Genomic DNA, 20,779 nt, shown 5'->3' on the forward strand with positions numbered 1-20,779 from the left:
TGCTCATGCGGATTGTGCCCTCTCAGCAAGATCTGCGAGGACGCGCGCCCGGGCCTTCGCCATGTCTGTGTGCCCGACCGCCTGCCCGTGCCGCATGACCGGTTTGAGGAGCGGTACCGCCCCTTCGGGTGCGTGCGCGCCCGTCGGCAGGATCACCCTGGCGCCGCCGGGGAGGAGGTAGACCTGCTTGACCCCGCTCCACTTCCCGCGTTTCGCGCAACTCTTCCCCTCGATCTCGACAATGTCCAGGGAGAAGTCGATCACCGGCGCATTGGCGATCGCCCCGCCGACACCGAAGGCGTCCACCAGGTCGCGGTAGGCGCGGATGTCCTCCCGGGTGACCCCACCGGAGAGGAAGATGCCGACGTCCTCGTGGACGTGACTGTCGAGTTCCCAGCGCACCTCTTCGAGGATCGCACGCATGTTCCCCCGGCGCGACCGCGGCGTGTCCAGGCGGACCGCCCCGGTAAACCCGAGTTCTGCCGCCTTCAGGCACTCCTCCTTCTCGTCGCCGAAGGTGTCGCAGAGCATCAGGCGCGGCACATCCGGGGCCGAGTGACGGTCGAAGGCGGTCCATGCTTCTTCGGGTGTGGCATGGCACATCACGAAGGCGTGCGGCATTGTCCCGACGATCGGCATACCTTCAGGTGCCGTGGTGTTCGAGACACCGTCGACACCGCCTATCCAGGCCGAGCGCTCGATCATCTGTGCGATCGCCGGGTGCTGCCGGCGCGACCCGAAGGAATAGACCTTACAGTCACCCGCCGCTTCCTTGACATGGGCGGCGGCGGTGGCGATCCCCGAGGCGTGACAGAGGAAGCCGAGGAGGGCCGTCTCGTACCGCCCGAAGTCGCGGTACCGCCCGGTGATCCGCATCACCGGTTCGCGCGGGAGAAACACACTCCCCTCAGGCATGGCTTCGACGTCCACCGGCACCCCTTCGAGGAGGGCGACGGCATCGTCAAGGCCGCAGAAGACCCCCCGGTCGTACGGCATCCCGACGGTTGTGACCTCCATCGTCACCAGCGGATTCTTCCCCTCCTTTGCAAGGACCTCCTCGCACCTGGCGAAGTAGATGTCCGTGCACTCCCCCCGGGCAATCGTGTCGTCATCGACGATATGGAATCTGCTCATCTCTATCCCGGCATCAGCGTATGGCAGGACAAGGGTAAAAAGATGGGTTTTACTCCTCAGGGATCCCTCTATACATGATGGCAGGCATGCACACAGGGCGGAGGGGACAGTGATGCTCGGGATCATCGGCGGCACCAGTCTTCTCTACTGCAACCTCCCGAGACTCGAAAAAAGGACTGTCTGGACACCATATGGCCCGGCAGAGGTGATGGCAGGGGATATCGCCATCATGCTCCGCCACCAGGGGGGGAGGCCGCCGCACCGGATCAACTACCGGGCAGAGGCCGCGGCTCTTGCACTCTCCGGCGTGGACAGGATCGTCTCTTTCGGCTCGGTCGGTTCCCTGAAGGCGGAGATCCCGCCCGGGACAGTGGTTATTCCGACAGACTACCTCAGCCTCACCGATATCCCGTCCTTCCATGATCATGCCATCGAGCATGTGATGCCTGCCCTCGACGAGGGCCTTGTCCGGAAACTTTCGGAGGCCATTCCCACGGCGCAGGTCGGCGGAGTGTACGCCCAGACGCGGGGGCCACGGATCGAGACAGTGGCGGAGGTGCGCGGCCTTGCAAAGGTCGCCGACGTCGTCGGCATGACGGTCGCAAGCGAGGCGACCCTGGCACGAGAACTCGGCATCCCGGTCGCCGCTGTCTGCACCGTGGACAACTATGCGAATGGATTATCTGACGAGGTGCTGACCTACGAACACATCCTCGCCACCTCGAAGAAATACGCGCACAGGACCGAGGATCTGGTCGAATCGATTGTGCGGGTTTGTGGAAGTGACTGATTATGACTGGTACTGAGAGAAGCGTGCTCATCAGGGATGTTGAGCTGAACGGAACGCGGGTGAATATCAGGGTCGAGAACGGGCGTTTCGCCGCGATCGGGGAGAAGGCCGGCGGCGATGCCGACAGGATCGTCGACGGCGGCGGTGCGGTCGCCCTGCCAGGGCTGTACAACACCCACACTCATGCAGCGATGACCCTGCTACGCGGCTATGCCGACGACATGCCCCTCCAGCAGTGGCTGTCCGAGAAGATCTGGCCCCTTGAGGCGCACCTGACAGATGATGACGTGTACTGGGGAACGAAGCTCGCCTGCCTGGAGATGATCCGGTCGGGGACTGTCGGCTTCAATGACATGTACTTCTTCATGGAGGAAGCGGCCCGCGCCGTGGACGAGATGGGCATGAAGGCCCAGCTTTCATATGGGTTCATCGACCTCTTCGACGAGGAGAAGAGAGAGAAGGAGATCCACGCGACGGAGAAACTCATCGCCCGGATCAAGGGGATGAACAACCCGCGGATCAGGGCGGCCGTCGGCCCTCATTCGGTGTACACTGTCTCCGAGGAGGGACTGCACTGGTGCGCTGAGTTCTCCCGGCAGCAGAACGTCGGTCTCCACGTCCACCTTGCCGAGACCGAGCAGGAGGTGCATGACTGTGTCGAGAAGACCGGCATGCGCCCGGCGGCCTTGCTGGACAGGTGCGGCTGCCTGACACCCCGCACGGTCGCGGCCCACTGCTGCTGGCTCGACTCGGACGACTGTACCCTTCTTGGCGACCGCGGCGTCTTCGCCTCCCACAATCCGACAAGCAACATGAAGCTTGCCGTCCACCGCGCGATGCCGTACGAGTGGCTGAAGGCGCGGGGCGCCGGTGTCTGTCTGGGCACAGACGGCTGCGCCTCGAACAACAACCTCGACATGTTCGAGGAGATGAAATTCGCCGCCCTGCTCCAGAAGTTCTACTGGAACTCGCAGACCCTCCTCCCGGCGTCCGAGGCCTTCCAGATGGCGACGGCGAACGGTGCCGCGGCTCTGGGTTTCGAGGGCGGTGTCATCGCCGAGGGCGCGCCGGCAGACCTCGTCCTCCTCGACCGCCGTGCGGTTTCCAACACTCCCCTGTACAACCCTGTCTCGAACGCGGTCTATGCCTGCTCCGGCGCCGCAGTGACGACGGTGCTCTGCAATGGCCGGGTGCTCATGGAGGACCACCGCATCCCCGGCGAGGCCGAGATCATCAATGGTGCGCAGAAGGCGGCAGAAGGGCTGATCGCCCGGAAGCAGGCCGAAGAATAATCTTTTTTTGTGTGGGATGCTCTCCATTGAACAACTGAAACAGCATGCACAGAATGTGAAAGTTGATGTGTACGCACTGTATCTCGCCCGTGGAGACCCACGCATCCCCTGGTATGCGAAGGGAGTTCTGGTGCTGACCGTCACATATGCATTGAGCCCGATTGATCTGGTCCCTGATTTCATTCCTGTCCTTGGTTATCTGGACGACCTGATCCTCGTCCCGGCCGGGATCGCATGTGCAGTCCGACTGATGCCGCCCGATGTGCTTGAAGAGTATAGAGAACGTGCGAAAACCGAAGACAGGTCGGCGCATATTCACGGATGGACCGGGCTCATTATCGTCGTACTCATCTGGCTGTTCGTACTCTCTGTCGTGCTGATACTGGTCGTCCGGGCCATGTAAATTTCCCTCACTCTTACTCCCCGAAGACGATCCCGCGCAGCATCCCTTGCGTCTCCTCGGGCGTGCCGGTCGTGTTGACGACATAGACCCGCGCCGCCCCCAGCAGCGCTGCAAAGAACCGTCTCCGGAGATTTTCCTTGAAGGGCGTCCTGACAAGGAGGTGGGGGTTGTAGTAGCCCGCAGCCGCGAGCACGTCGAGGGCGGTGCCGGGACTGCAGGCCGTGACCGTCTGCGCCTCTCCGGGATCGCGGTGGAGGAGGACGACCGTTCGGATCGTGGTCATCGGGAGGATGCGCCCCTTCCCCACGACAGACCGCAGGTCCACGACGGCGCGGCCCTCAGTGTCGAAATCGGCGCGGGCGACGAGGTCGGTATATTCCGGCCAGATGGTGGCGAGATCTGCCCGGATGTAGAAGTTCTTCTCAGAACCGTAGGCGAAGACCTCGTCCCCGAAGATGCGGGCGAAGGACCAGTCGTCGGCGACCACCCGCACCCGCGGGTCGCGGAGCAAGCCGTACGTCTGGGTGGTCTTGCCCGCGCCCGACGCCCCGAGGATACAGCACCCCCGGCCGTCGGCGTCGATGCAGGCGCCGTGGATGGAGGCGATCCCGTGCTCGTCCTCCAGGGTGTCGCCTGCCACAGAGAGGGCAAGGGACTTCACCCAGCCATAGTAGGTGACATTGAGGAGGAACGCCGTTCTCGTCGCCGGGTCATAGAAGACCGTGTCTTTCGAGGCCGCCGGATCGCGGAGGACATAAAGGCGACCGTGAGAGCGGATCGACTGGGAGATGAAGAAGAAATTCTCCTCCCAGCGCTCCTTGACACTGCGGTCGCCGGTGAGAAGTTTGATACAGCAGCCGTAGATGTCGGACTTGATCTCGTACCTGACCTGTGCGGCATACCGTGCCGCCAGATCTTCCTTCTCCTCGATGGAGATCAGCCTGAGGGTGTAGGGCATGCATTCGGGTGGTGCGGCATCAGGTTAAAGGTTCTCTTCCCTTTTTTGCACGGGAAAATAGGTGGTTTAGAGGGACAGGGCGGCCCTGTCGATCTTCAGGCTGCGAGCAGTGCCCTTTTTTTGATGATATTTTGTTCTTTCACCGCCTCGACGATGTACGTGCACGCCTCAAAGGCCACGTCCCTCTCCGGTGCGCCCGCGGCCACCAGAAGGACCACGTCACCGACAGTGACCTCGCCGATCCTATGCACGACATCTGCACAACTCAGCCCGAAACGCCTGACCGCCTCTTCCCGGATCGATTCCAGACTCTTCGTCGCCTGCTCGACATCCGCCTCGATCGAAAGCCCGGTGGCGCCCTCCTCGGCCCGTACCCGGCCGACATAGGTGACGACCGAGCCTGCCAGAGCAGCGCTCGATGCCCTCATCGGTACACTGGTGTCGATCTCGCTGCGTGTGATCCCGACCATAATATCTCCTCCATCCCCCTGTGGGACATCTGCCCCAGGGAGTCAGGAGTCATTACCGGAAGCAGTACATAAAAATGATCTCCTTGACGCCTGCCGGATGTCGGCCCGGCCGTCTGAAAAAAAGGGATGCCGATCTCTCAGGCAGTCTGGATCTTCGAGGCCCCTTCGAGTCCGAGTTCGGGGATCGCCATCTCGCGCATCTTGAACTTCTGGATCTTGCCGGTGACAGACATCGGGAAACTGTCCACGAACTTGTAGTACCGCGGGATCTTGAAGCGGGCGATCTGGCCGGTGCAGAACTCGACGATCTCCTCCTTCGTGAGGGCCTGCCCGTTCTTCGGCTTCACCCAGGCCATCAGTTCCTCGCCGTACTTCTCGTCGGGCACGCCGATCACATAGGCGTCGGCAATCTTTGGGTGGTGGTGGAGGAACTCCTCGATCTCCCGCGGGTAGATGTTCTCGCCGCCCCGGATCACCATCTCCTTCAGGCGCCCTGACATCTTCACGTACCCCTCCTCGTCCATCACGCCGAGGTCGCCGGTGTGAAGCCAGCCGTTCTGGTCCAGAGTTGCGCGGGTGGCCGAGGGATTGTTGTAATAGCACTTCATCGCCATATAACCGCGGGCGCAGATCTCGCCGATCTCGCCCTGGGGGACGATCCTCTTTGTGCTCGGGTCGATGATCTTGATCTCGGTATGCGGGAATGGCCTGCCGACAGTCGTGACCCTGCGCTCCAGGGGGTCGTTCACCGTCGTCATGGTGATGCCGGGCGAGAGTTCAGTCTGCCCGTAGACGATGACGATGTCCCGCATATTCATGAGGCTGTTGACCTGCTTCATCACCTCGATCGGGCAGGGGGAACCGGCCATGATCCCGGTGCGCAGGGTGGAATAATCGTATTTTGCAAAGTCAGGGTGGGAGAGTTCGGCAATGAACATCGTCGGCACGCCGTGGACGGCGGTGCACCGCTCGTTCTGGATCGTCTTCAGGACAGCCTCGGCATTGAAGACCGGGGCGGGGATGACCATCGTCGTGCCGTGAGTGACCGAGGCCATGTTCGAGAGGACCATGCCGAAGCAGTGATAGAAGGGCACAGGGATGCAGAGGCGGTCCTTCTCGGTGAACTTCATCCCCTCGCCGATGATGTAGCCGTTGTTCATGACGCCGTGGTGAGTGAGGACGACGCCCTTCGGGAAACCGGTCGTCCCGCTCGTGTACTGGATGTTGATGGCGTCGTCGAAGTTGAGGGTCTCCTCGCGCTCCTCCAGTTCGTCGGGGCTGATCGCCTCCCCTTTCTGGAGCACCTCGTCCCAGGAGAACATGCCGTTGTACGGGATGTCGCCCATGAAGATGATGTTTCTCAGGAAGGGAAACTTCTCCGAGGAAACTCTGCCGGGCCGCGCCTCGATCGCCTCGGGGCAGGCCTCGTAGACCATGCCGACATAGTCGGAGGTCTTGAAGCGCCCCTGCACAATGAGGGTCGAGACTTCTGCCTGCTTCAGCGCGTATTCGAGTTCGAAGACACGGTAGTCGGGGTTGATGTTTACCAGAATGGCGCCGATCTTTGCGGTCGCGAACTGGGTCAGCGTCCACTCCGCGTAGTTCATCGCCCAGATCGCAACCCTGTCCCCGCGCTCGACACCGAGTGCCATAAGACCACGTGCAAGAGAGTTTACCTGAAGAAGGAACTCCCTGTATGTCCAGCGGATGTTCTGGTGCACCGATACCAGGGCCTCGTTGTCCGGGTACTGGGTGGCAATCCGGTTCAGCATGGCGCCGATGGTCTCCCCCATCAGCGACATTGCCGAGTGTCCGCATGCATAACTGCCCGTAGCCATATTTTTCCCAGTACATGGGGGAGGGAGACAATATATGGTTAGTGTTCTTGAAACACAATTTTTAAATGAAGGGACTGTCGAATATATAGGATACCCGTGGGGTCGTGGCCTAGTCCGGAATGGCGACGGGCTCCAGCGGTCTTTGCGTGTGATGAACAATGGGTCTACTGATGATGATGATGACCCGTTGGAGCACTGATGCAACATTCGTGCTCCCCGCGCATGTCGGAGAGACCCGTCGATCGTGAGTTCAAATCTCACCGACCCCACGTTTTCTGATCCTGTTCAATGGTTCTATTCCTATTCTCTGCGATTCTTACGTGATACTGCCGTTTCCAAATGCCTGTACATCTTCATGACGGGAACGCCGGTGCCGCCACCTCGAAAAGAAACCGGGGTTCTGGTTGACCTTTGTGATCGAGGCGTACACGAGCACGGCGCCGTATTTTATTTTATGGCCGGCACCCGCAGAATGGAAGGACAGCGCGCAGATCTGGCAGGACAACCCGCAGGGCGCCCCGGCCGGGAAAGGCGCCCCGGGGGCTGCGGGTGGTCGACGTGCGGGTCAGGGACGATCATGACAGAGGCCACCTTTGCCGTCTCCGGGATCCCGGGTTTAGAGCCTCTTCATCTTTCGCCCTGGTCCTCCGTTCCCCTGGCGCCCGTCACTTTATGTATGAGTCCACCCTATCTTTATGCAGCATATTGAAGGGATTGTCCATGTATCTTATAGGTGAAGCTCTTGTAGGAACCGGCGCGGAACTCGCGCACATCGACCTTGTCATGGGGGACAAGCAGGGTCCGGTCGGGATGGCCTTTGCGAACAGCATTTCTCAGCTTTCCGCAGGCCACACCCCGCTCCTTGCGGTCATCCGCCCGAACCTGCTCACCAAGCCCGTCACCCTCATCATCCCGAAGGTGACCCTGAAGACGGGCGAGCAGGTGAAAGAGATCTTCGGTCCGGCCCAGGCCGCCGTCGCGAAGGCTGTCGCCGACTCTGTTGAGGAAGGTGTCTTCGAGGGTATCGACCTCGAGGAGACTGTCATCCTTGCATCGGTCTTCATTGCGCCCGAGGCAAAGGACTACAACAAGATCTACCGCTCCAACTACGGCGCAACCAAGCTTGCGATCCGCCGCGCTCTCCAGAAGTTCCCTGACACCGAGACCCTTCTCTTCGAGAAGGACCGGGCCGCCCACGCGGTTATGGGCTTCAAGGTGCAGCGCCTCTGGAACCCGCCGTACCTCCAGGTCGCTATGGACCTCGTGGACATGAAGAGGGTCGAGGAAGTGCTCACCGCCGTCCCTGAAAACGACCATGTGGTCTTCGAGGCAGGCACGCCCCTGATCAAGCAGTTCGGCCTCAATGTCCTCGGCGAGATCAGGAAGATCCGCCCGACCGCGTTCATCATCGCCGACCTCAAGACTCTCGACACCGGCAACCTCGAAGCACGGATGGCCTCAGACGCCGGCGCCGACGCCGTCGTCATCTCCGGCCTCGCGCCGAACGCCACCATCGAGAAGGCGATCGAAGAGACGAAGAAGACCGGCATCTACTCGGTCATCGACATGCTCAATGTCAAGGACCCGGTCGCCCTTATCGCCTCCCTGAAGGTCAAGCCCGACATCGTGGAACTCCACCGCGCCATCGACACCGAGGGGCAGGAATACTCCTGGGGCAACATCCCGGAGATCAAGAAGGCAGCGGGTGGCAAACTCCTTGTCGCCACCGCCGGCGGGGTCAGGGCGGAAGTCGTGCCGAAGGCAATTGCATCGGGTGCCGACATTCTTGTCGTTGGCCGTGCGATCACCGCAAGCAAGGACATCCGCCGGGCTTCCGAGGAGGTTCTCAGCAGGATGAACTCCGAGGAGATCGACCAGTTCCGCGTTATGACTGATTTCTAAATCTTTTTTTTAACTTTGCAGAATCTCTTACACTCTGTCCGTTGATATCTCAATACGACAGAGCGCACGCGGATCCGCCGCCGTCCCCGCACACACCTCCGGGGGGCACGTCGAAAATCAAAGATTATCTCTCCTCCCTCCGTTTGTCCCCGCTCTGGACTGGACAGAAGAATCTGGACTGGACAGGGGAAGAGCGAACAAAGGATTCTGAAGAGGGTGATTGCCACCCTCCCATCCGAATGGGGGGACGACCGGAGGGATTCAGGAAAGCCGCCGGGTTTTTGAAGGTCGTCCCCCGGCACAGGACACTCTCTCGTCTCCCCTCAGCGCCTGTTCCCCTCCCCCACCTCGACGCTCCCACCCGCTTCGAGAATGATGACCTTCATATCAGTCGTCCTCTCGATTGCCGCTTTGAAACCGGTGAGGTCCTGCTCAATCACCGGGAATGAGTTGTAGTGCATCGGGATGACCGTCGGCGCGCCGACGAACTCCGCGGCCATCATCGCCTCCTGTGGCCCCATTGTGTACCGTCCCCCCACAGGGAGGAGGGCGACGTCAGGGTGGTAGAGGTCGTGGACGAGTTTCATGTCAGAGAAGAGGCCGGTGTCCCCCGCGTGGTAGACGGCGACGCCGTCCATCCTGACGACGAAACCCGCGGCCACGCCGCCGTAATAGCCGCCGCCCGCCGCCTCCAGCCAGGAGGAGTGGAGCGCCGGCGTCATCGTGAAAGAGACACCCTCCACCTCGATCGTGCCGCCGATGTTCATTGGTTCTGCGGGCACGCCCTGGTCCCGCAGGTACTTCGCGATCTCGTTCATTGCCACTGTCGGTTTTCCGAAGCGCACGGCCTCGCCGAGGTGATCGGCATGGCCGTGGGTCACTGCCACGATGTCGGGTGCAGCCCTGATCAGGCCGGACGGCACGAACGGATCGATCAGTACGCTCCTGCTGCCCTCAAGGAGGAAGCAGGCATGGCCAAGCCATGTGATCTTCATGCACTCCCGTCTGTACCGGGAATAAAAAAAGGGGGTGGTCGGGTGGTCGCGAGATTCGTTCAGGTAACATCGATCAGTTCGGCCTCGGTCGCGTCGATCGCTTCCGAAAGGCCGTCATTGACGACGCCACGGGTCATCTGCTCGGTGAGGTCGCGGTCTTCGAGGACGTCCTTGATCCGCTCCAGGAAGGGATCGAGCGTTGCGTCCTCTTCCATGGCGATCACGTGCCGGTATTCCCTGAGGGACGAGGAACTGATCCCGAGGAGTGCTGAGATCTCGTTCATCGTCTTCTCCGACGCAACCAGCTCGGAGAGGTACTTCCTGTCGAAAGGCATGTCGAAGTCCGAGTCCCTGAAGAGCTTCAGCCTCACGCGTGCCCGCGCCACAGTCTTTGCAAGTTTCTCATTGCCGAGTTCGCGCGCGATTTCGGTGTCGTTTCTCTCCTCATTGAAGGAGATGACCAGAGTCGCAAGCTGGCGGGGGGAGAGTTTGGTCTGGAAGAACCCCAGATCCAGAATCTCGCGCATGATCAGTGCGACCTCGCGACCAACCGCATCGCGGTCCCTGAGACTCCCATGGATCTTCTTCATCGGCTCGACTATCTCCGTCTTGCTGGTGATGTCCTGGAAGAGTGCAAGGAGTTCCTTTTTTCTCTTGTCTGCTGGCATGGCAATACCACACTAGGTCTGCATAACAATACGCCTTATGATATTTAATTATTATCAATTGAGCATTTATGGATCCCTGTAGATTTAGGGAGCTATGAGTCTTATTTTTTTTATCAGACAATCTAAACACCTTTCGTCAAAAAAAGTAAGGTTTATAATACCCTTATTATATCCACCGAGTTCCCGATTCTCGCGCAGGCAATCATTTCCGGGAGAGGCCCTGTTCCCCTTAATAGGTCAGGAAACACGGCCAAAACTCTGAAGATACATTCTTTCTCTCGCCCCATAAAGATCGTGCCGAAGAGCACACAGGCACCACGCGGCGCTGTCTCTCCATGGGGATTGGCCTTCGCTCATCAGATGATATCGCAGAAAAGTGGCTTTTTAATCTTCCAGTTTAAATAGTATAGCGGGACTGATTGCAGTGAGTGATATCTACGATAAAGTCATAGAGCTGGCAAAACGCCGCGGTTTTGTCTGGCCCTCAGCAGAAGTCTATGGTGCGGTTGCAGGGTTCATCGATTACGGCCCCCTCGGTGCGATGATGAAACGCCGGATCGAGGCGATCTGGAGGCATTACTATGTCATCAGGGAGGGCTACTATGAGATCGAGTGCCCGACCGTCGGGACAGAATCTATATATGTTGCCTCCGGGCATGTGAAGGGGTTCGCCGACAAGATGTGCCAGTGCCCCCACTGCAACGAGTACTTCAGGGCCGACCACCTTGCCGAGGCCTGCGGCATCCACAACGCCGGCATCCTCTCGAAAGAGGATCTTGCAAAGGCTGTCGCCCCTGCCAGGTGCCCGGCCTGCGACGAGGTCTTCGGCAACGTCGAGGTCTTCGACTTCAACCTCATGTTCCAGACGACGATCGGTCCGGGTTCGCAGAGGCGGGGGTACCTGCGGCCTGAGACGGCGCAGGGGATGTTCACCGACTTCTCCCGCCTCTCCCACTTTTACCGGATGAAACTCCCCTTCGGTGCGGTCCAGATTGGCAAGTCGTACAGGAACGAGATCTCTCCCCGGCAGGGTATGATCCGCCTGCGCGAGTTTACCCAGGCCGAGGCCGAGATCTTCGTCCACCCCGAAGAGAAGAGACACCCGAACTTCTCCCGCTATGCCGACTATACAGTCGATCTCTGGGGGATCGAGCAGCAGCAGAAAGATCTGCCCGCGATCACGAAGACGATGCGCGAGGCGGTGGATGAGGGGATCATCGCCAACGAGTACATCGCGTACTACCTGGCCCTCACCCACGAACTCCTGGTCACCATCGGGATCGATTCAGGCCGGATGCGTTTCAGGCAGCACCTGCCTGACGAGCGGGCGCACTATGCGATCGACTGCTGGGACGCCGAGGTTCTCTCCGACCGCTTCGGCTGGGTCGAGACAGTCGGCATCGCTGATCGGACCGACTACGACCTGCGCGCTCATTCGAAGGAGAGCGGCGACTCCATGACCGTCTTCGTCCCCTTCGCCGAGGCACGGAAGGAGAAGAGGCTGCGGATCGTCGCGGACATGGGCACTCTCGGGCCGAAGTACCGCGGCAAGGCAAAGAAGATCGCCGACGCCCTTGCAGAGGCGGCGCCCGGCCCTGACGGCGCCGACGTCGTCGTCGACGGCGAGACCTACCACATCCCCGGCGACCTCTACACTGTCCATGAAGAGGAGGTCGAGGTCCGCGGCGTCGAGGTGCGGCCCCATGTCATCGAGCCCTCGTACGGCATCGACAGGATGATCTACGGTGTCCTCGAACACGCCTACGACGAGGAGATGGTCGAGGGTGAGGAGAGGCGCGTGCTGCACTTCGCCCCCTGCGTCGCCCCGGTCCAGGTCGCCGTCTTCCCGCTCGTGAACAAGGACGGCCTCGACAGCGTGGCACGGGAGATCGCCCTCGACCTCCAGGACGGCGGCATCCTTGCCGACTACGATGACAACGGTGCCATCGGCAGGCGGTACCGCCGCCAGGATGAGATCGGGACTCCCTTTGCCATCACCATCGACTACGAAACGAAGGAGAAGGGTACGGTCACCCTGCGCGACCGCGACTCCATGGAGCAGGTGCGCCTCCCGATCGCCGACGTTCATGCAACGCTCATGTCGCTCGTCTCTGGCCGCACGCGGTTTGCAGACCTGAAACAGGCATGAACTACCTCACCCACCCCCTCATCAGGCCGGAAAGCCTGGAGGAGCGGCGTTATCAACTCGCCATCGCCCTGAAGGCGATGGACGCCCACACGATGGTGGTCCTCCCGACAGGCCTCGGGAAGACCGCCATCGCCCTGATTGTGGCGGCGTCGCGATTGTACCGCGAGGGGGGGAGACTGCTCGTCCTCGCGCCGACAAAGCCCCTGGTCGAGCAGCACCTCCGCTATTTCTCCGAGCGCCTCGCCCTGCCTGAGGGCGCCTGCGCGATCTTCACCGGCGCCACCGGTCCAGACGAACGGAAAGCGGCATGGGACGGTGCGCAGGCAATCTTTGCGACGCCGCAGGTGATCAAGAACGACCTGATCGCGGGGAGGTACTCGCTCGACGATGTCACTCTCCTTGTCGTGGACGAGTGCCACCGGGCGGTCGGGAACTATGCCTATGTCTTTCTTGCCCGGCGCTACCTATCGACGGCGTCGAAACCCCTCCTCCTTGCGATGACCGCAAGCCCGGGCGGCGACCACGGGAAAGTGGAGGAGGTGATGGAAAACCTCGGCGTCGTGCAGGTCGAGACGAGGACCGAGTCGGACGCCGACGTCAGGCCGTACGTCCACGAGCGGGAGATGGAGTATCTCTCGGTGGACCTGCCCGGCGAACTTGGCCTTGCCATCGCCGACCTGAATATCCTTCTTGACTCCCGCCTGGCCGCCCTGAACAGGGCCGAGTTCCACGCCCCTGTCCGGGACAAACTCTCCATGAAGGCGCTCAACCGGCTCAACGCGGAGATCCAGGGACGGATCGCACAGCGCGACCAGGCGGGTTTCATGGCGGCATCGATCTATGCCGAATTGATGAAACTCCGCCACGCCGTCTCCCTTGCCGAGGCGCAGGGAAGTCGCGTCCTTACCGCGTACCTCGAGAAACTCGCGTCGGAGGGGCGGTCGGGGAGCGGGACAAAGGCAAGCATACGTCTTGCGGCAGACCCGGTCTTCCAGCGTCTCTGCGACAGGGCAATGTCGTGGGACGGCGAGCTCCACCCCAAGGTCGGGCTGGCCGTTTCTCTTGTCGCAGAACAGGCGCGGGAGCACCCTGAGAGCCGGACGATCCTCTTTGCAAGTTTCCGGGACACGGTCGGCCTCCTCGTCGATGCCCTCGCCGACGCCGGCATTCATGCCGAGCGTTTCGTGGGGCAGGCGTCACGTGACGCGGAGAAGGGGCTTTCCCAGAAGCAGCAGATCGATGTCCTGAAGAGGTTCAGGGAGGGGGAGTTCCCGGCGATCGTCTCGACTTCGGTCGGCGAGGAGGGGCTCGACGTCCCGTCGACCGACCTTGTCGTCTTCTACGAGGCGGTCCCGTCGGAGATCAGGAGTATCCAGAGGAAGGGGCGGACCGGCAGGAGCGGCGCCGGCAGGATCGTCGTCCTCACCACGAAGGGTACGTCGGACGAGGTGTACCGCTTCGTCTCCCAGCAGAGAGAGAAGGCGATGATCAAGGGTATCCGCAAACTCAGGGATTCCGGTGCGCCCGCTCCTGTCCAGACGAGCATCGGGGCATTTGCCGCGCCGCCCGCACCGGCACCGTCGGGACCGGCGATCACGGTGGACGACCGGGAGATGGCGTCCCGCGTCGCCGAGACACTCTCAGACCTCGGGCTTCGGGTCACCCTGACGCGCCTGGAGGTCGGTGACTATGCCGTCGGCGACCGCATCCTTGTCGAGAGGAAGACTGTCCAGGACTTCGCCGATACCCTTGTCGAGCGCGACCTCCTCGGGCAGGTGCGGGACCTTGCGGCCGCGGCGGTGAGGCCGGTGCTGATCGTCGAGGGCGAGGGCGACCTGTATGCGGCGCGGGACATCCACCCGAACGCGATCCGGGGTGCCCTTGCGGCGATCACGGTGGGGATGGGCGTCTCCATCCTCTTCACGCGGTCGGCCGAGGAGACCGCGGAGATGCTCGCCGTGCTCGCAAAGCGCGAGGAAAGCGAAGGGGGCGGCGAGCGGAAGTTGCCGTCGGGAAAGACTTTTGCAACTGCAGCCGAGCAGCAGGAGAACGTGATCGCCGCCTTTCCCGAGGTCGGGCTGAAGAGTGCCCGGGCTCTCCTCGAACATTTCGGGTCTGTGCGAGCGGTCATCGACGCGGAAAAAGAGGACCTGATGAAGGTGAAGGGGATCGGAGAGAAGACCGCCGGGACGATCCTTGACCTCAGTCACCGCCCTTACGGTTGACGGAGCATTCGCAGGGCCTCGGCACCGGCGAGCACGGCTTCCATCAGGGTGAGGCAGCGCCGCTCGTCCTGCTCGCCTTCGACGCGGGCGCAGAGGGAGGCGATCGCCCCTTCGATCCCGGCTTCGGCCGACCCTGCAGGGCGGGGTACGGCTGCGGTCGCGGGCGTTGCGACGGGCGCCGGGGCGCGCTCACCTTCCGCGCCTCTCTCGGCACAGACAACGCAGAATGTCTTCCCCCTGTACTCGAAGAGGGGCGATCCGCAGGTTTTGCACTCCTTCGCAAGCATTTTACCTCCTTTCAGGAGGTATTCAGCCATGATGTCCTCGGGTTTTTTCTCTGCCATGTGGGTCACCGATTCCTCTGATAAATGAATGTATATAAGACTGGCAATGATATAGTATAAAGGGTGATTGAGTATGGCCACTCCACAAGAAACAATAAATGTCTGTATCCAGATGCTTCAGCATATTTCCGAAGATAACACAATCCCACGGAACATCCGCAGGGTTGCCGACGAAACAAAGACCCTTCTTATGAACGAGGAAAAGAGTATCGGGTTCAGGGCAGCAGAGGCCATCTCCACCATTGACGAGATCAGCAACGACCCGAACATGCCGGTCCACGCCCGCACCCGCATCTGGGAGCTTGTCTCGCAGCTTGAGAGCATCCCTCTCGACTGAACTTTTTTTCCGTATACTATCTTTTTCAGGGGATGACCGTGCACAGGACGGTCCGCTCCCGGTGCTCCCTGACATCGAGTTCGAGGAGGACGATCTGCTGCCAGGTGCCGAGGCGTAACGCCCCGTCCTGGACAGGGACGACGAGCGACGGGCCGACAAGAGACGCCCGCACATGCGAGCGGCCGTTGCCGTCCCCCCAGCGTGCGTCATGGGCATAGGTGATGCCGGATGGGACGACGCGTTCGAGGGCGTCGGCAAGGTCGCGGAGGACGCCATCCTCATATTCGATGGTAGTGATGGCGGCGGTCGACCCGATGAGAAAGAGTGTGCAGGTGCCGGTCACGGTGCCGCTTGCGGCGACGCACCGCCGCACCGCGAGGGTGAGGTCGACGATCTCTCCCTCACCATGGGTGGTGACGGTGATCTCTTCCTGATAGACCATGCGGTGCCGTCGGCGGGAGGGGGGAAAAGGGTAGCGGTGTAAGAGAGTGATGTGGTGATGAACCAGAACCATGTCTCAAAAAATAGGCAATGTAGTGCTCCTTTTTTTAGTATTCTTGTGCCGGGGAAATATCTTGAAAACCTTTGGTTTTCTCGATTCCCTCAGTTATCCGGTTCCGTCTTCCCCTGTCCCATCCTAGATCGGGGGTCCGGGGGCAACGAGAAGACGAAGTCTTCGAGGTAGTCCCCCGGCGAACAGTAGGGGGAAGGCGGTGGATTCTCACGTACCCCCTGAGATCAGGGAGGAAACATCAGAGCAAAAAAAAGATTAAATATCGTCATCCTCAGGACGGATGACAGCGAAACCGACGACCTTGTCGCCCTCGTCCATCTTCATGACCCGCACGCCGCGGGTGCCCCTCTTCTGGATGGAAATGCCGTTGACCGATGTCCTCATCACGATCCCCGAGGCGCTCATCAGGATGATCTCGTCGCCGTCCGAAACCGCCTTCGCCGAGACGACGCCGTCGCCATAGGGAGGCTGGATGTTCCGCACGCCCATCGTGCCCCGGCCGTGGCCGCGGAACTCGTCGAACTCCGTCCTCTTGCCCATTCCCCTCCCGGTAACCGTGAGCAGGTGGTCGCGCGAGACCAGGCTCAAGGCCACCAGATAGTCGCCCTCCCGCATCCTGATCCCGATGACACCCTGCGAGTTGCGGTGGAGCGGCCTGACCGCGTCCTCCGAGAAGCGGAGACTCTGGCCCTTCAAGGTCGTCAGGAGCACCTCCTGCGCCGCGTCGGTGACCTTCACATCCATCAGTTCGTCGCCTTCCTTCAGCTTGATCGCGAGGATACCGCTCGGCCGCGGGCGCGAGAACTCGCTGAGCGGGACCTTCAGCACCATGCCCCCCTTCGTCGCGAAGAAGAGGAAGTGCTCCGGGTCGAACTCCCGCACCGGAATGACCGCATTGACCCGCTCGTCCTTCAGGTCAAGGAGGTTCACGATCGCCTTCCCCTTCCCGGTGCGCGTGCTCTCCGGGATATCATAGACCTTCATCCAGTAGATCCGGCCGAGGTTCGTGAAACAGAGGAGATAATCGTGGGTACTCGCCACAAAGACGTCGGTGACGACATCGTCCTCCTTCGTCGCCATGCCGATGACACCCTTCCCGCCCCGACGCTGCATCCGGTAGGCGTCGAGAGGCATCCTCTTGATATAGTTCGTCGCCGTCAGGGAGACGAGTGCCGGCCTGTCCTCGATGAGATCCTCCTTGTTGATCTCCCCTGCCGCCGCGGCGATCTCTGTCCGCCGCGGGTCCGCAAACTGTTCCCTGATCGCGACGACCTCTTTTTCGATCTCGGCAAGGATATGCGTGCGGTCCCGGAGGATATCCTGCAGGCGGGCAATCTCCTTCTGGAGATCCCCCCGTTCCTCCTGGATCTTCTGCTGCTCAAGGGCGGCGAGGCGGCGGAGCTGCATCTGGAGAATGGCGTTTGCCTGCGCCTCGTCAAGGCCGAAACGGGATATTAGAGTCCCCCTCGCCTCGTCGGCGCTCGGCGACGACCTGATCGCGGCGACTACGTCGTCGATGCTCGAAAGGGCCAGGATCAGGCCGTTGAGGATGTGGACTCTCTCGTTTGCCTTCCGCAGGTCGAACTCAGACCTCCTGCGTACCACCTCGATCCTGTGGTCGAGATAGTAACCAAGGAGGGCGGGCAGGCTGAGCACCATCGGTCTGCCTCCCACGATGGCGAGGTTGATGATCCCGAAGGTGTTCTCCAGGGGAGTGTGCTTGTAGATCTGGTTGAGGACGACCTGCGGCATCGCGTCCCGCTTCAGGTCGATGACAACCCTGATCCCGTCCTTGTCGGACTCGTCCCGCAGGTCGGAGATCCCTTCGATCCTCTTCTCCCGCACGAGGTTTGCAATCTGTTCCACGAGATTTGCCTTGTTCACCTGGAAGGGGATCTCGGAGATGATGATCCGCGGCGTCCTGCCCTCTTCCTCGATCTCGGCAACGCCCCGGATGATGCATTTCCCCCGGCCGGTGAGGTACGCCTCGCGGATGCCGGCACGGCCCATGATCATCCCGCCGGTCGGGAAGTCCGGGCCGGGGAGGAGTTTCATCAGGTCTTCGACCGGTATATCCGGGTCGTCGATATACGCACAGAGTGCGTCGCAGACCTCGCCGAGGTTGTGCGGCGGCATATTCGTCGCCATACCGACGGCGATCCCCGACGACCCATTCACGAGCAGGTTCGGCATCTTCGCGGGCAGGACAGTCGGCTCCTTCGTCGACTCGTCGAAGTTCGGTGTGAAGTCCACCGTCTCCTTCTCGATATCATCGAGCATCGCCTCGGCAAGGGGCGTGAGGCGGGCCTCTGTGTACCTCATCGCTGCAGCGGAGTCGCCGTCGATGGACCCGAAGTTGCCCTGCCCCTCGACCGGCATGCAACGGTACGAGAAGGGCTGCGCCATCTTGACGAGAGTATCGTAGATCGCGGAGTCGCCGTGCGGGTGATACTTCCCCATCACATGGCCGACGATGCTCGCGCTCTTCTTCGTCGGTTTGTCGTGGGTGTTGCCCATCTCCCCCATGCCGTAGAGGATGCGCCTGTGGACCGGCTTCAGGCCGTCCCGCACGTCGGGGATGGCCCGGCCGATGATCACCGACATCGCGTAGTCGATGTACGAGGACTTCATCTCGGTCTCGACCGTCACCGGGATAACAGACCGATGCGCCTCGTCTCCCTCAGATGTCAAGGTTCTTCACCTCCTGTGCATGTTTCCAGATAAATTCCCGTCTCGGCTCCACGTCATCGCCCATCAGTTTCTCGAAGATCTCGTTCGCATAACTTGCGTCCTCGATCCGCACCTGCTTGAAGACCCGGTGTTCAGGGTCCATCGTCGTCTCCCAGAGTTGTTCGGCGTTCATCTCGCCAAGACCCTTGTACCTCTGGACCGAGATGCCGGTCTCGCCCATCTCGGCGAGGATCACCTTCATGTCCTCCTCGCGGTAGGCGTACCTCTCCTTCTTCTTGCCCCGCGCCACCCTGAACAGGGGCGGCTGGGCGATGTAGACATACCCCCGCTCGATCAGTTCGGGCATGTACCGGAAGAAGAAGGTGAGGAGGAGCGTCCGGATATGCGCCCCGTCCACATCGGCATCCGTCATGATGACAATGTGGTGGTAGCGCGCCTTGTCGGCGTTGAAGTGATCGCTGATGCCAGTACCCATCGCCGCAATGAGCGCCTGGATCTCGGCGTTCTTCAGGATCTTATGGGGAGAGGCCTTCTCGACGTTGAGGATCTTGCCCCGCAGGGGAAGGATGGCCTGGAAACGCCTGTCTCTCCCCTGCTTCGCGGAACCGCCTGCAGAGTCGCCCTCGACGATATAGATCTCGCTCTTTGCAGGGTCGCGCTCCGAGCAGTCTGCAAGTTTGCCAGGGAGGCCGGTACTTTCGAGCGTGCTCTTTCTCCGGGCAAGGTCGCGTGCGCTCTGCGCCGCCTCGCGTGCCCGCGCTGCAAGAAGGGCCTTGCCGATGACAGCCTGGAGCACCTTCGGGTTCTCCTCGAAGTATTCGGTGAGGGAGGAGTAGACCAGGGAGTCGACGATCCCCCGCACATTCGAGTTGCCGAGGCGCATCTTGGTCTGCCCCTCGAACTGGGGGTTGGCGATCTTGAGGGAGATGACGGCGTTCAGCCCTTCCCTGACATCTTCACCCCTGACCGACGCCCCGTTCTTGAGGAGGTTGTTTTTCTTTGCCGAGGCATTGATCGCCCGCGTGATCGCGCTCCTGAAACCTTCGAGATGAGTGCCGCCTTCCCGGGTGTTCACCGAGTTGACGAAGGTGAAGACCTGCTCCTTGTAGGTGTTCGTGTACTGGAAGGCGACCTCGACCTCGACCCTGTTCTCCTCGTCCTTCCGGTCGACGGCGATAGGATCCTCGTGGATCCGCTCGTCGCTCTCGGTGAGGTGGCGGACAAATTCCGTGATCCCCCCGTCATAGCGGTAGAGAGCCTCCTCACCGCTCCTCTCGTCGCGGATAGCGATCGCAAGCCCGGAGTTGAGGAAGGCCAGTTCCCGCATCCTGTGGGCGAGGACGTCGTAGTCAAACTCGACCGTCTCGAAGATCGCGGGGTCGGGCATGAAGCAGACCCTCGTGCCGGTCAGGTGATCGCCGAACTGTTCCAGGAAGAGGGCACGGTCTTCGATGCCCTCCCACTCACCCTCGACGCCGAAGACCCGGATGTACCGTGCCTTCATCTCGTCGAGGCTCTCGGCACGCGAGGTGAGAGGCTCGGTCATCAGTCCGCGCGAGAAGACTATCTCATAGACCCGGCCATCCCTGAAGACCGTCGCTCTCAGGACGGTCGAGAGGGCATTGACGACCGAGACGCCGACGCCGTGCAGACCGCCGGAGACCTGATATGTGTTCTTGTCGAACTTGCCGCCCGCGTGGAGGACGGTGAGCACCACTTCGATGGCGCTCTTCCCTGATTTCATCGTGTCGACCGGGATGCCGCGGCCGTTGTCCTCGACGGTGCAGGACCCGTCGGCGCCGATGGTCACCCTGATCTGATCACAGAACCCTGCAAGTGCCTCGTCGATGGAGTTGTCCACGACCTCGTAGACAAGGTGGTGGAGGCCCCGTGTGTCGGTCGAGCCGATGTACATGGCGGGACGCTCACGCACCGGTTCGAGGCCCTTCAGGACGGTGATATGGGAGGCATCATAGGAATCTCTCATAGATGCCCTCCATAGAATAATAAGGGATGCAAAGTTCGTGGATTCACACAATATATTGGGTGTGAAACCTCTTTAAGGTACT

The 20,779-nt window shown here is 61.1% G+C and carries 17 protein-coding genes and 1 tRNA gene; 8 read left to right on the forward strand and 10 right to left on the reverse strand.

The features are described from left to right. Window positions 1–3: 3 nt before the first annotated feature. Window positions 4–1,134 (reverse strand): nicotinate phosphoribosyltransferase, encoded by a 1,131-nt coding sequence (locus BP869_RS06880; RefSeq protein ID WP_342678145.1) that lies wholly within the window; start codon window positions 1,132–1,134, stop codon window positions 4–6. A gap of 112 nt (window positions 1,135–1,246) precedes the next feature. Between BP869_RS06880 and BP869_RS06885 the strand changes: the two genes are divergently transcribed. Genes BP869_RS06885 through BP869_RS06895 form a run of 3 tightly spaced genes read left to right on the forward strand, consistent with a single transcriptional unit; the run spans window position 1,247 to window position 3,619 of the window. Continuing rightward, a complete protein-coding gene (locus tag BP869_RS06885; protein WP_067049825.1) occupies window positions 1,247–1,924 on the forward strand; it encodes an MTAP family purine nucleoside phosphorylase in 678 nt (225 codons plus the stop codon). Between the two features lie 2 nt (window positions 1,925–1,926). Beyond that, on the forward strand, window positions 1,927–3,216 hold the full coding sequence (locus BP869_RS06890; protein ID WP_342678148.1) for an amidohydrolase family protein: 1,290 nt from the start codon (window positions 1,927–1,929) through the stop codon (window positions 3,214–3,216). Between the two features lie 16 nt (window positions 3,217–3,232). After that, entirely contained in the window at window positions 3,233–3,619 is a 387-nt protein-coding gene (locus BP869_RS06895) for a YkvA family protein (protein WP_342678151.1), read from the forward strand. Window positions 3,620–3,632: 13 nt separating this feature from the next. Here the strand turns inward: BP869_RS06895 and BP869_RS06900 are convergent, their stop codons facing one another. The 3 genes from BP869_RS06900 to BP869_RS06910 form a co-directional block, all read right to left on the reverse strand. Continuing rightward, window positions 3,633–4,577 carry an aldolase gene (locus BP869_RS06900; RefSeq protein WP_342678152.1) on the reverse strand — a complete coding sequence of 315 codons (945 nt, stop codon included), beginning with the start codon at window positions 4,575–4,577 and terminating at the stop codon, window positions 3,633–3,635. A gap of 95 nt (window positions 4,578–4,672) precedes the next feature. Continuing rightward, window positions 4,673–5,047: a molybdenum cofactor biosynthesis protein MoaE gene (locus BP869_RS06905; RefSeq protein WP_342678154.1), complete on the reverse strand. Its 375-nt coding sequence runs from the start codon at window positions 5,045–5,047 to the stop codon at window positions 4,673–4,675. 137 nt (window positions 5,048–5,184) lie between these two features. After that, window positions 5,185–6,885 carry an AMP-binding protein gene (locus BP869_RS06910; RefSeq protein ID WP_342678156.1) on the reverse strand — a complete coding sequence of 567 codons (1,701 nt, stop codon included), beginning with the start codon at window positions 6,883–6,885 and terminating at the stop codon, window positions 5,185–5,187. 98 nt (window positions 6,886–6,983) lie between these two features. Here BP869_RS06910 and BP869_RS06915 point away from each other — a divergent pair. Together BP869_RS06915 and BP869_RS06920 are read left to right on the forward strand one after the other, a co-directional pair. Then, window positions 6,984–7,154, forward strand: a tRNA-Trp gene (locus tag BP869_RS06915). 451 nt (window positions 7,155–7,605) lie between these two features. Then, window positions 7,606–8,787 (forward strand): bifunctional 5,6,7,8-tetrahydromethanopterin hydro-lyase/3-hexulose-6-phosphate synthase, encoded by a 1,182-nt coding sequence (locus BP869_RS06920; RefSeq protein WP_342678158.1) that lies wholly within the window; start codon window positions 7,606–7,608, stop codon window positions 8,785–8,787. A gap of 323 nt (window positions 8,788–9,110) precedes the next feature. On the opposite strand, the gene BP869_RS06925 is transcribed toward BP869_RS06920, so the two are convergent. Beyond that, the gene (locus tag BP869_RS06925; protein WP_342678160.1) at window positions 9,111–9,782 is read right to left on the reverse strand and encodes a metal-dependent hydrolase; all 672 of its coding nucleotides are present in this window, start codon (window positions 9,780–9,782) and stop codon (window positions 9,111–9,113) included. A 59-nt stretch (window positions 9,783–9,841) separates the two neighbouring features. Continuing rightward, a complete protein-coding gene (locus BP869_RS06930) occupies window positions 9,842–10,450 on the reverse strand; it encodes a response regulator receiver protein (RefSeq protein ID WP_342678162.1) in 609 nt (202 codons plus the stop codon). A 424-nt stretch (window positions 10,451–10,874) separates the two neighbouring features. On the opposite strand from BP869_RS06930, the gene glyS reads away from it, so the two are divergent. Together glyS and BP869_RS06940 are read left to right on the forward strand one after the other, a co-directional pair. Continuing rightward, window positions 10,875–12,599 (forward strand): glycine--tRNA ligase, encoded by a 1,725-nt coding sequence (glyS, locus tag BP869_RS06935; protein ID WP_342678163.1) that lies wholly within the window; start codon window positions 10,875–10,877, stop codon window positions 12,597–12,599. Beyond that, a complete protein-coding gene (locus BP869_RS06940) occupies window positions 12,596–14,824 on the forward strand; it encodes a DEAD/DEAH box helicase (protein WP_342678165.1) in 2,229 nt (742 codons plus the stop codon). Before glyS ends, BP869_RS06940 begins: the two co-directional genes overlap by 4 nt. On the opposite strand, the gene BP869_RS06945 is transcribed toward BP869_RS06940, so the two are convergent. Continuing rightward, window positions 14,815–15,168 carry an Sjogren's syndrome/scleroderma autoantigen 1 family protein gene (locus BP869_RS06945; protein ID WP_067049795.1) on the reverse strand — a complete coding sequence of 118 codons (354 nt, stop codon included), beginning with the start codon at window positions 15,166–15,168 and terminating at the stop codon, window positions 14,815–14,817. The two genes, BP869_RS06940 and BP869_RS06945, sit on opposite strands and share 10 nt — an antisense overlap. A gap of 73 nt (window positions 15,169–15,241) precedes the next feature. Between BP869_RS06945 and BP869_RS06950 the strand changes: the two genes are divergently transcribed. Next, window positions 15,242–15,505 carry a UPF0147 family protein gene (locus tag BP869_RS06950; protein WP_067049792.1) on the forward strand — a complete coding sequence of 88 codons (264 nt, stop codon included), beginning with the start codon at window positions 15,242–15,244 and terminating at the stop codon, window positions 15,503–15,505. Between the two features lie 25 nt (window positions 15,506–15,530). On the opposite strand, the gene BP869_RS06955 is transcribed toward BP869_RS06950, so the two are convergent. The 3 genes from BP869_RS06955 to BP869_RS06965 form a co-directional block, all read right to left on the reverse strand. Continuing rightward, on the reverse strand, window positions 15,531–15,947 hold the full coding sequence (locus tag BP869_RS06955; protein WP_342678168.1) for a secondary thiamine-phosphate synthase enzyme YjbQ: 417 nt from the start codon (window positions 15,945–15,947) through the stop codon (window positions 15,531–15,533). Window positions 15,948–16,274: 327 nt separating this feature from the next. After that, window positions 16,275–18,710 (reverse strand): DNA gyrase subunit A, encoded by a 2,436-nt coding sequence (gene gyrA / locus BP869_RS06960; protein WP_342678169.1) that lies wholly within the window; start codon window positions 18,708–18,710, stop codon window positions 16,275–16,277. After that, complete coding sequence (locus tag BP869_RS06965) at window positions 18,700–20,697, reverse strand: DNA topoisomerase subunit B (protein WP_342678170.1); 1,998 nt, start codon at window positions 20,695–20,697, stop codon at window positions 18,700–18,702. Before BP869_RS06965 ends, gyrA begins: the two co-directional genes overlap by 11 nt. Window positions 20,698–20,779: the final 82 nt, after the last annotated feature.

The sequence above is a fragment of the Methanofollis sp. UBA420 genome (assembly GCF_002498315.1).
Classification (GTDB): Archaea; Halobacteriota; Methanomicrobia; order Methanomicrobiales; family Methanofollaceae; genus Methanofollis.

What these genes read in the sequence shown, in the direction of transcription:
- BP869_RS06880 (WP_342678145.1), bottom strand. Translation starts at nt 1,134, where the DNA reads ATGAGCAGATTCCATATCGTCGATGACGACACGATTGCCCGGGGGGAG.
- BP869_RS06885 (WP_067049825.1), top strand. Translation starts at nt 1,247, where the DNA reads ATGCTCGGGATCATCGGCGGCACCAGTCTTCTCTACTGCAACCTCCCG.
- BP869_RS06890 (WP_342678148.1), top strand. Translation starts at nt 1,927, where the DNA reads ATGACTGGTACTGAGAGAAGCGTGCTCATCAGGGATGTTGAGCTGAAC.
- BP869_RS06895 (WP_342678151.1), top strand. Translation starts at nt 3,233, where the DNA reads ATGCTCTCCATTGAACAACTGAAACAGCATGCACAGAATGTGAAAGTT.
- BP869_RS06900 (WP_342678152.1), bottom strand. Translation starts at nt 4,577, where the DNA reads ATGCCCTACACCCTCAGGCTGATCTCCATCGAGGAGAAGGAAGATCTG.
- BP869_RS06905 (WP_342678154.1), bottom strand. Translation starts at nt 5,047, where the DNA reads ATGGTCGGGATCACACGCAGCGAGATCGACACCAGTGTACCGATGAGG.
- BP869_RS06910 (WP_342678156.1), bottom strand. Translation starts at nt 6,885, where the DNA reads ATGGCTACGGGCAGTTATGCATGCGGACACTCGGCAATGTCGCTGATG.
- BP869_RS06920 (WP_342678158.1), top strand. Translation starts at nt 7,606, where the DNA reads ATGTATCTTATAGGTGAAGCTCTTGTAGGAACCGGCGCGGAACTCGCG.
- BP869_RS06925 (WP_342678160.1), bottom strand. Translation starts at nt 9,782, where the DNA reads ATGAAGATCACATGGCTTGGCCATGCCTGCTTCCTCCTTGAGGGCAGC.
- BP869_RS06930 (WP_342678162.1), bottom strand. Translation starts at nt 10,450, where the DNA reads ATGCCAGCAGACAAGAGAAAAAAGGAACTCCTTGCACTCTTCCAGGAC.
- BP869_RS06940 (WP_342678165.1), top strand. Translation starts at nt 12,596, where the DNA reads ATGAACTACCTCACCCACCCCCTCATCAGGCCGGAAAGCCTGGAGGAG.
- BP869_RS06945 (WP_067049795.1), bottom strand. Translation starts at nt 15,168, where the DNA reads ATGGCAGAGAAAAAACCCGAGGACATCATGGCTGAATACCTCCTGAAA.
- BP869_RS06950 (WP_067049792.1), top strand. Translation starts at nt 15,242, where the DNA reads ATGGCCACTCCACAAGAAACAATAAATGTCTGTATCCAGATGCTTCAG.
- BP869_RS06955 (WP_342678168.1), bottom strand. Translation starts at nt 15,947, where the DNA reads ATGGTCTATCAGGAAGAGATCACCGTCACCACCCATGGTGAGGGAGAG.
- BP869_RS06965 (WP_342678170.1), bottom strand. Translation starts at nt 20,697, where the DNA reads ATGAGAGATTCCTATGATGCCTCCCATATCACCGTCCTGAAGGGCCTC.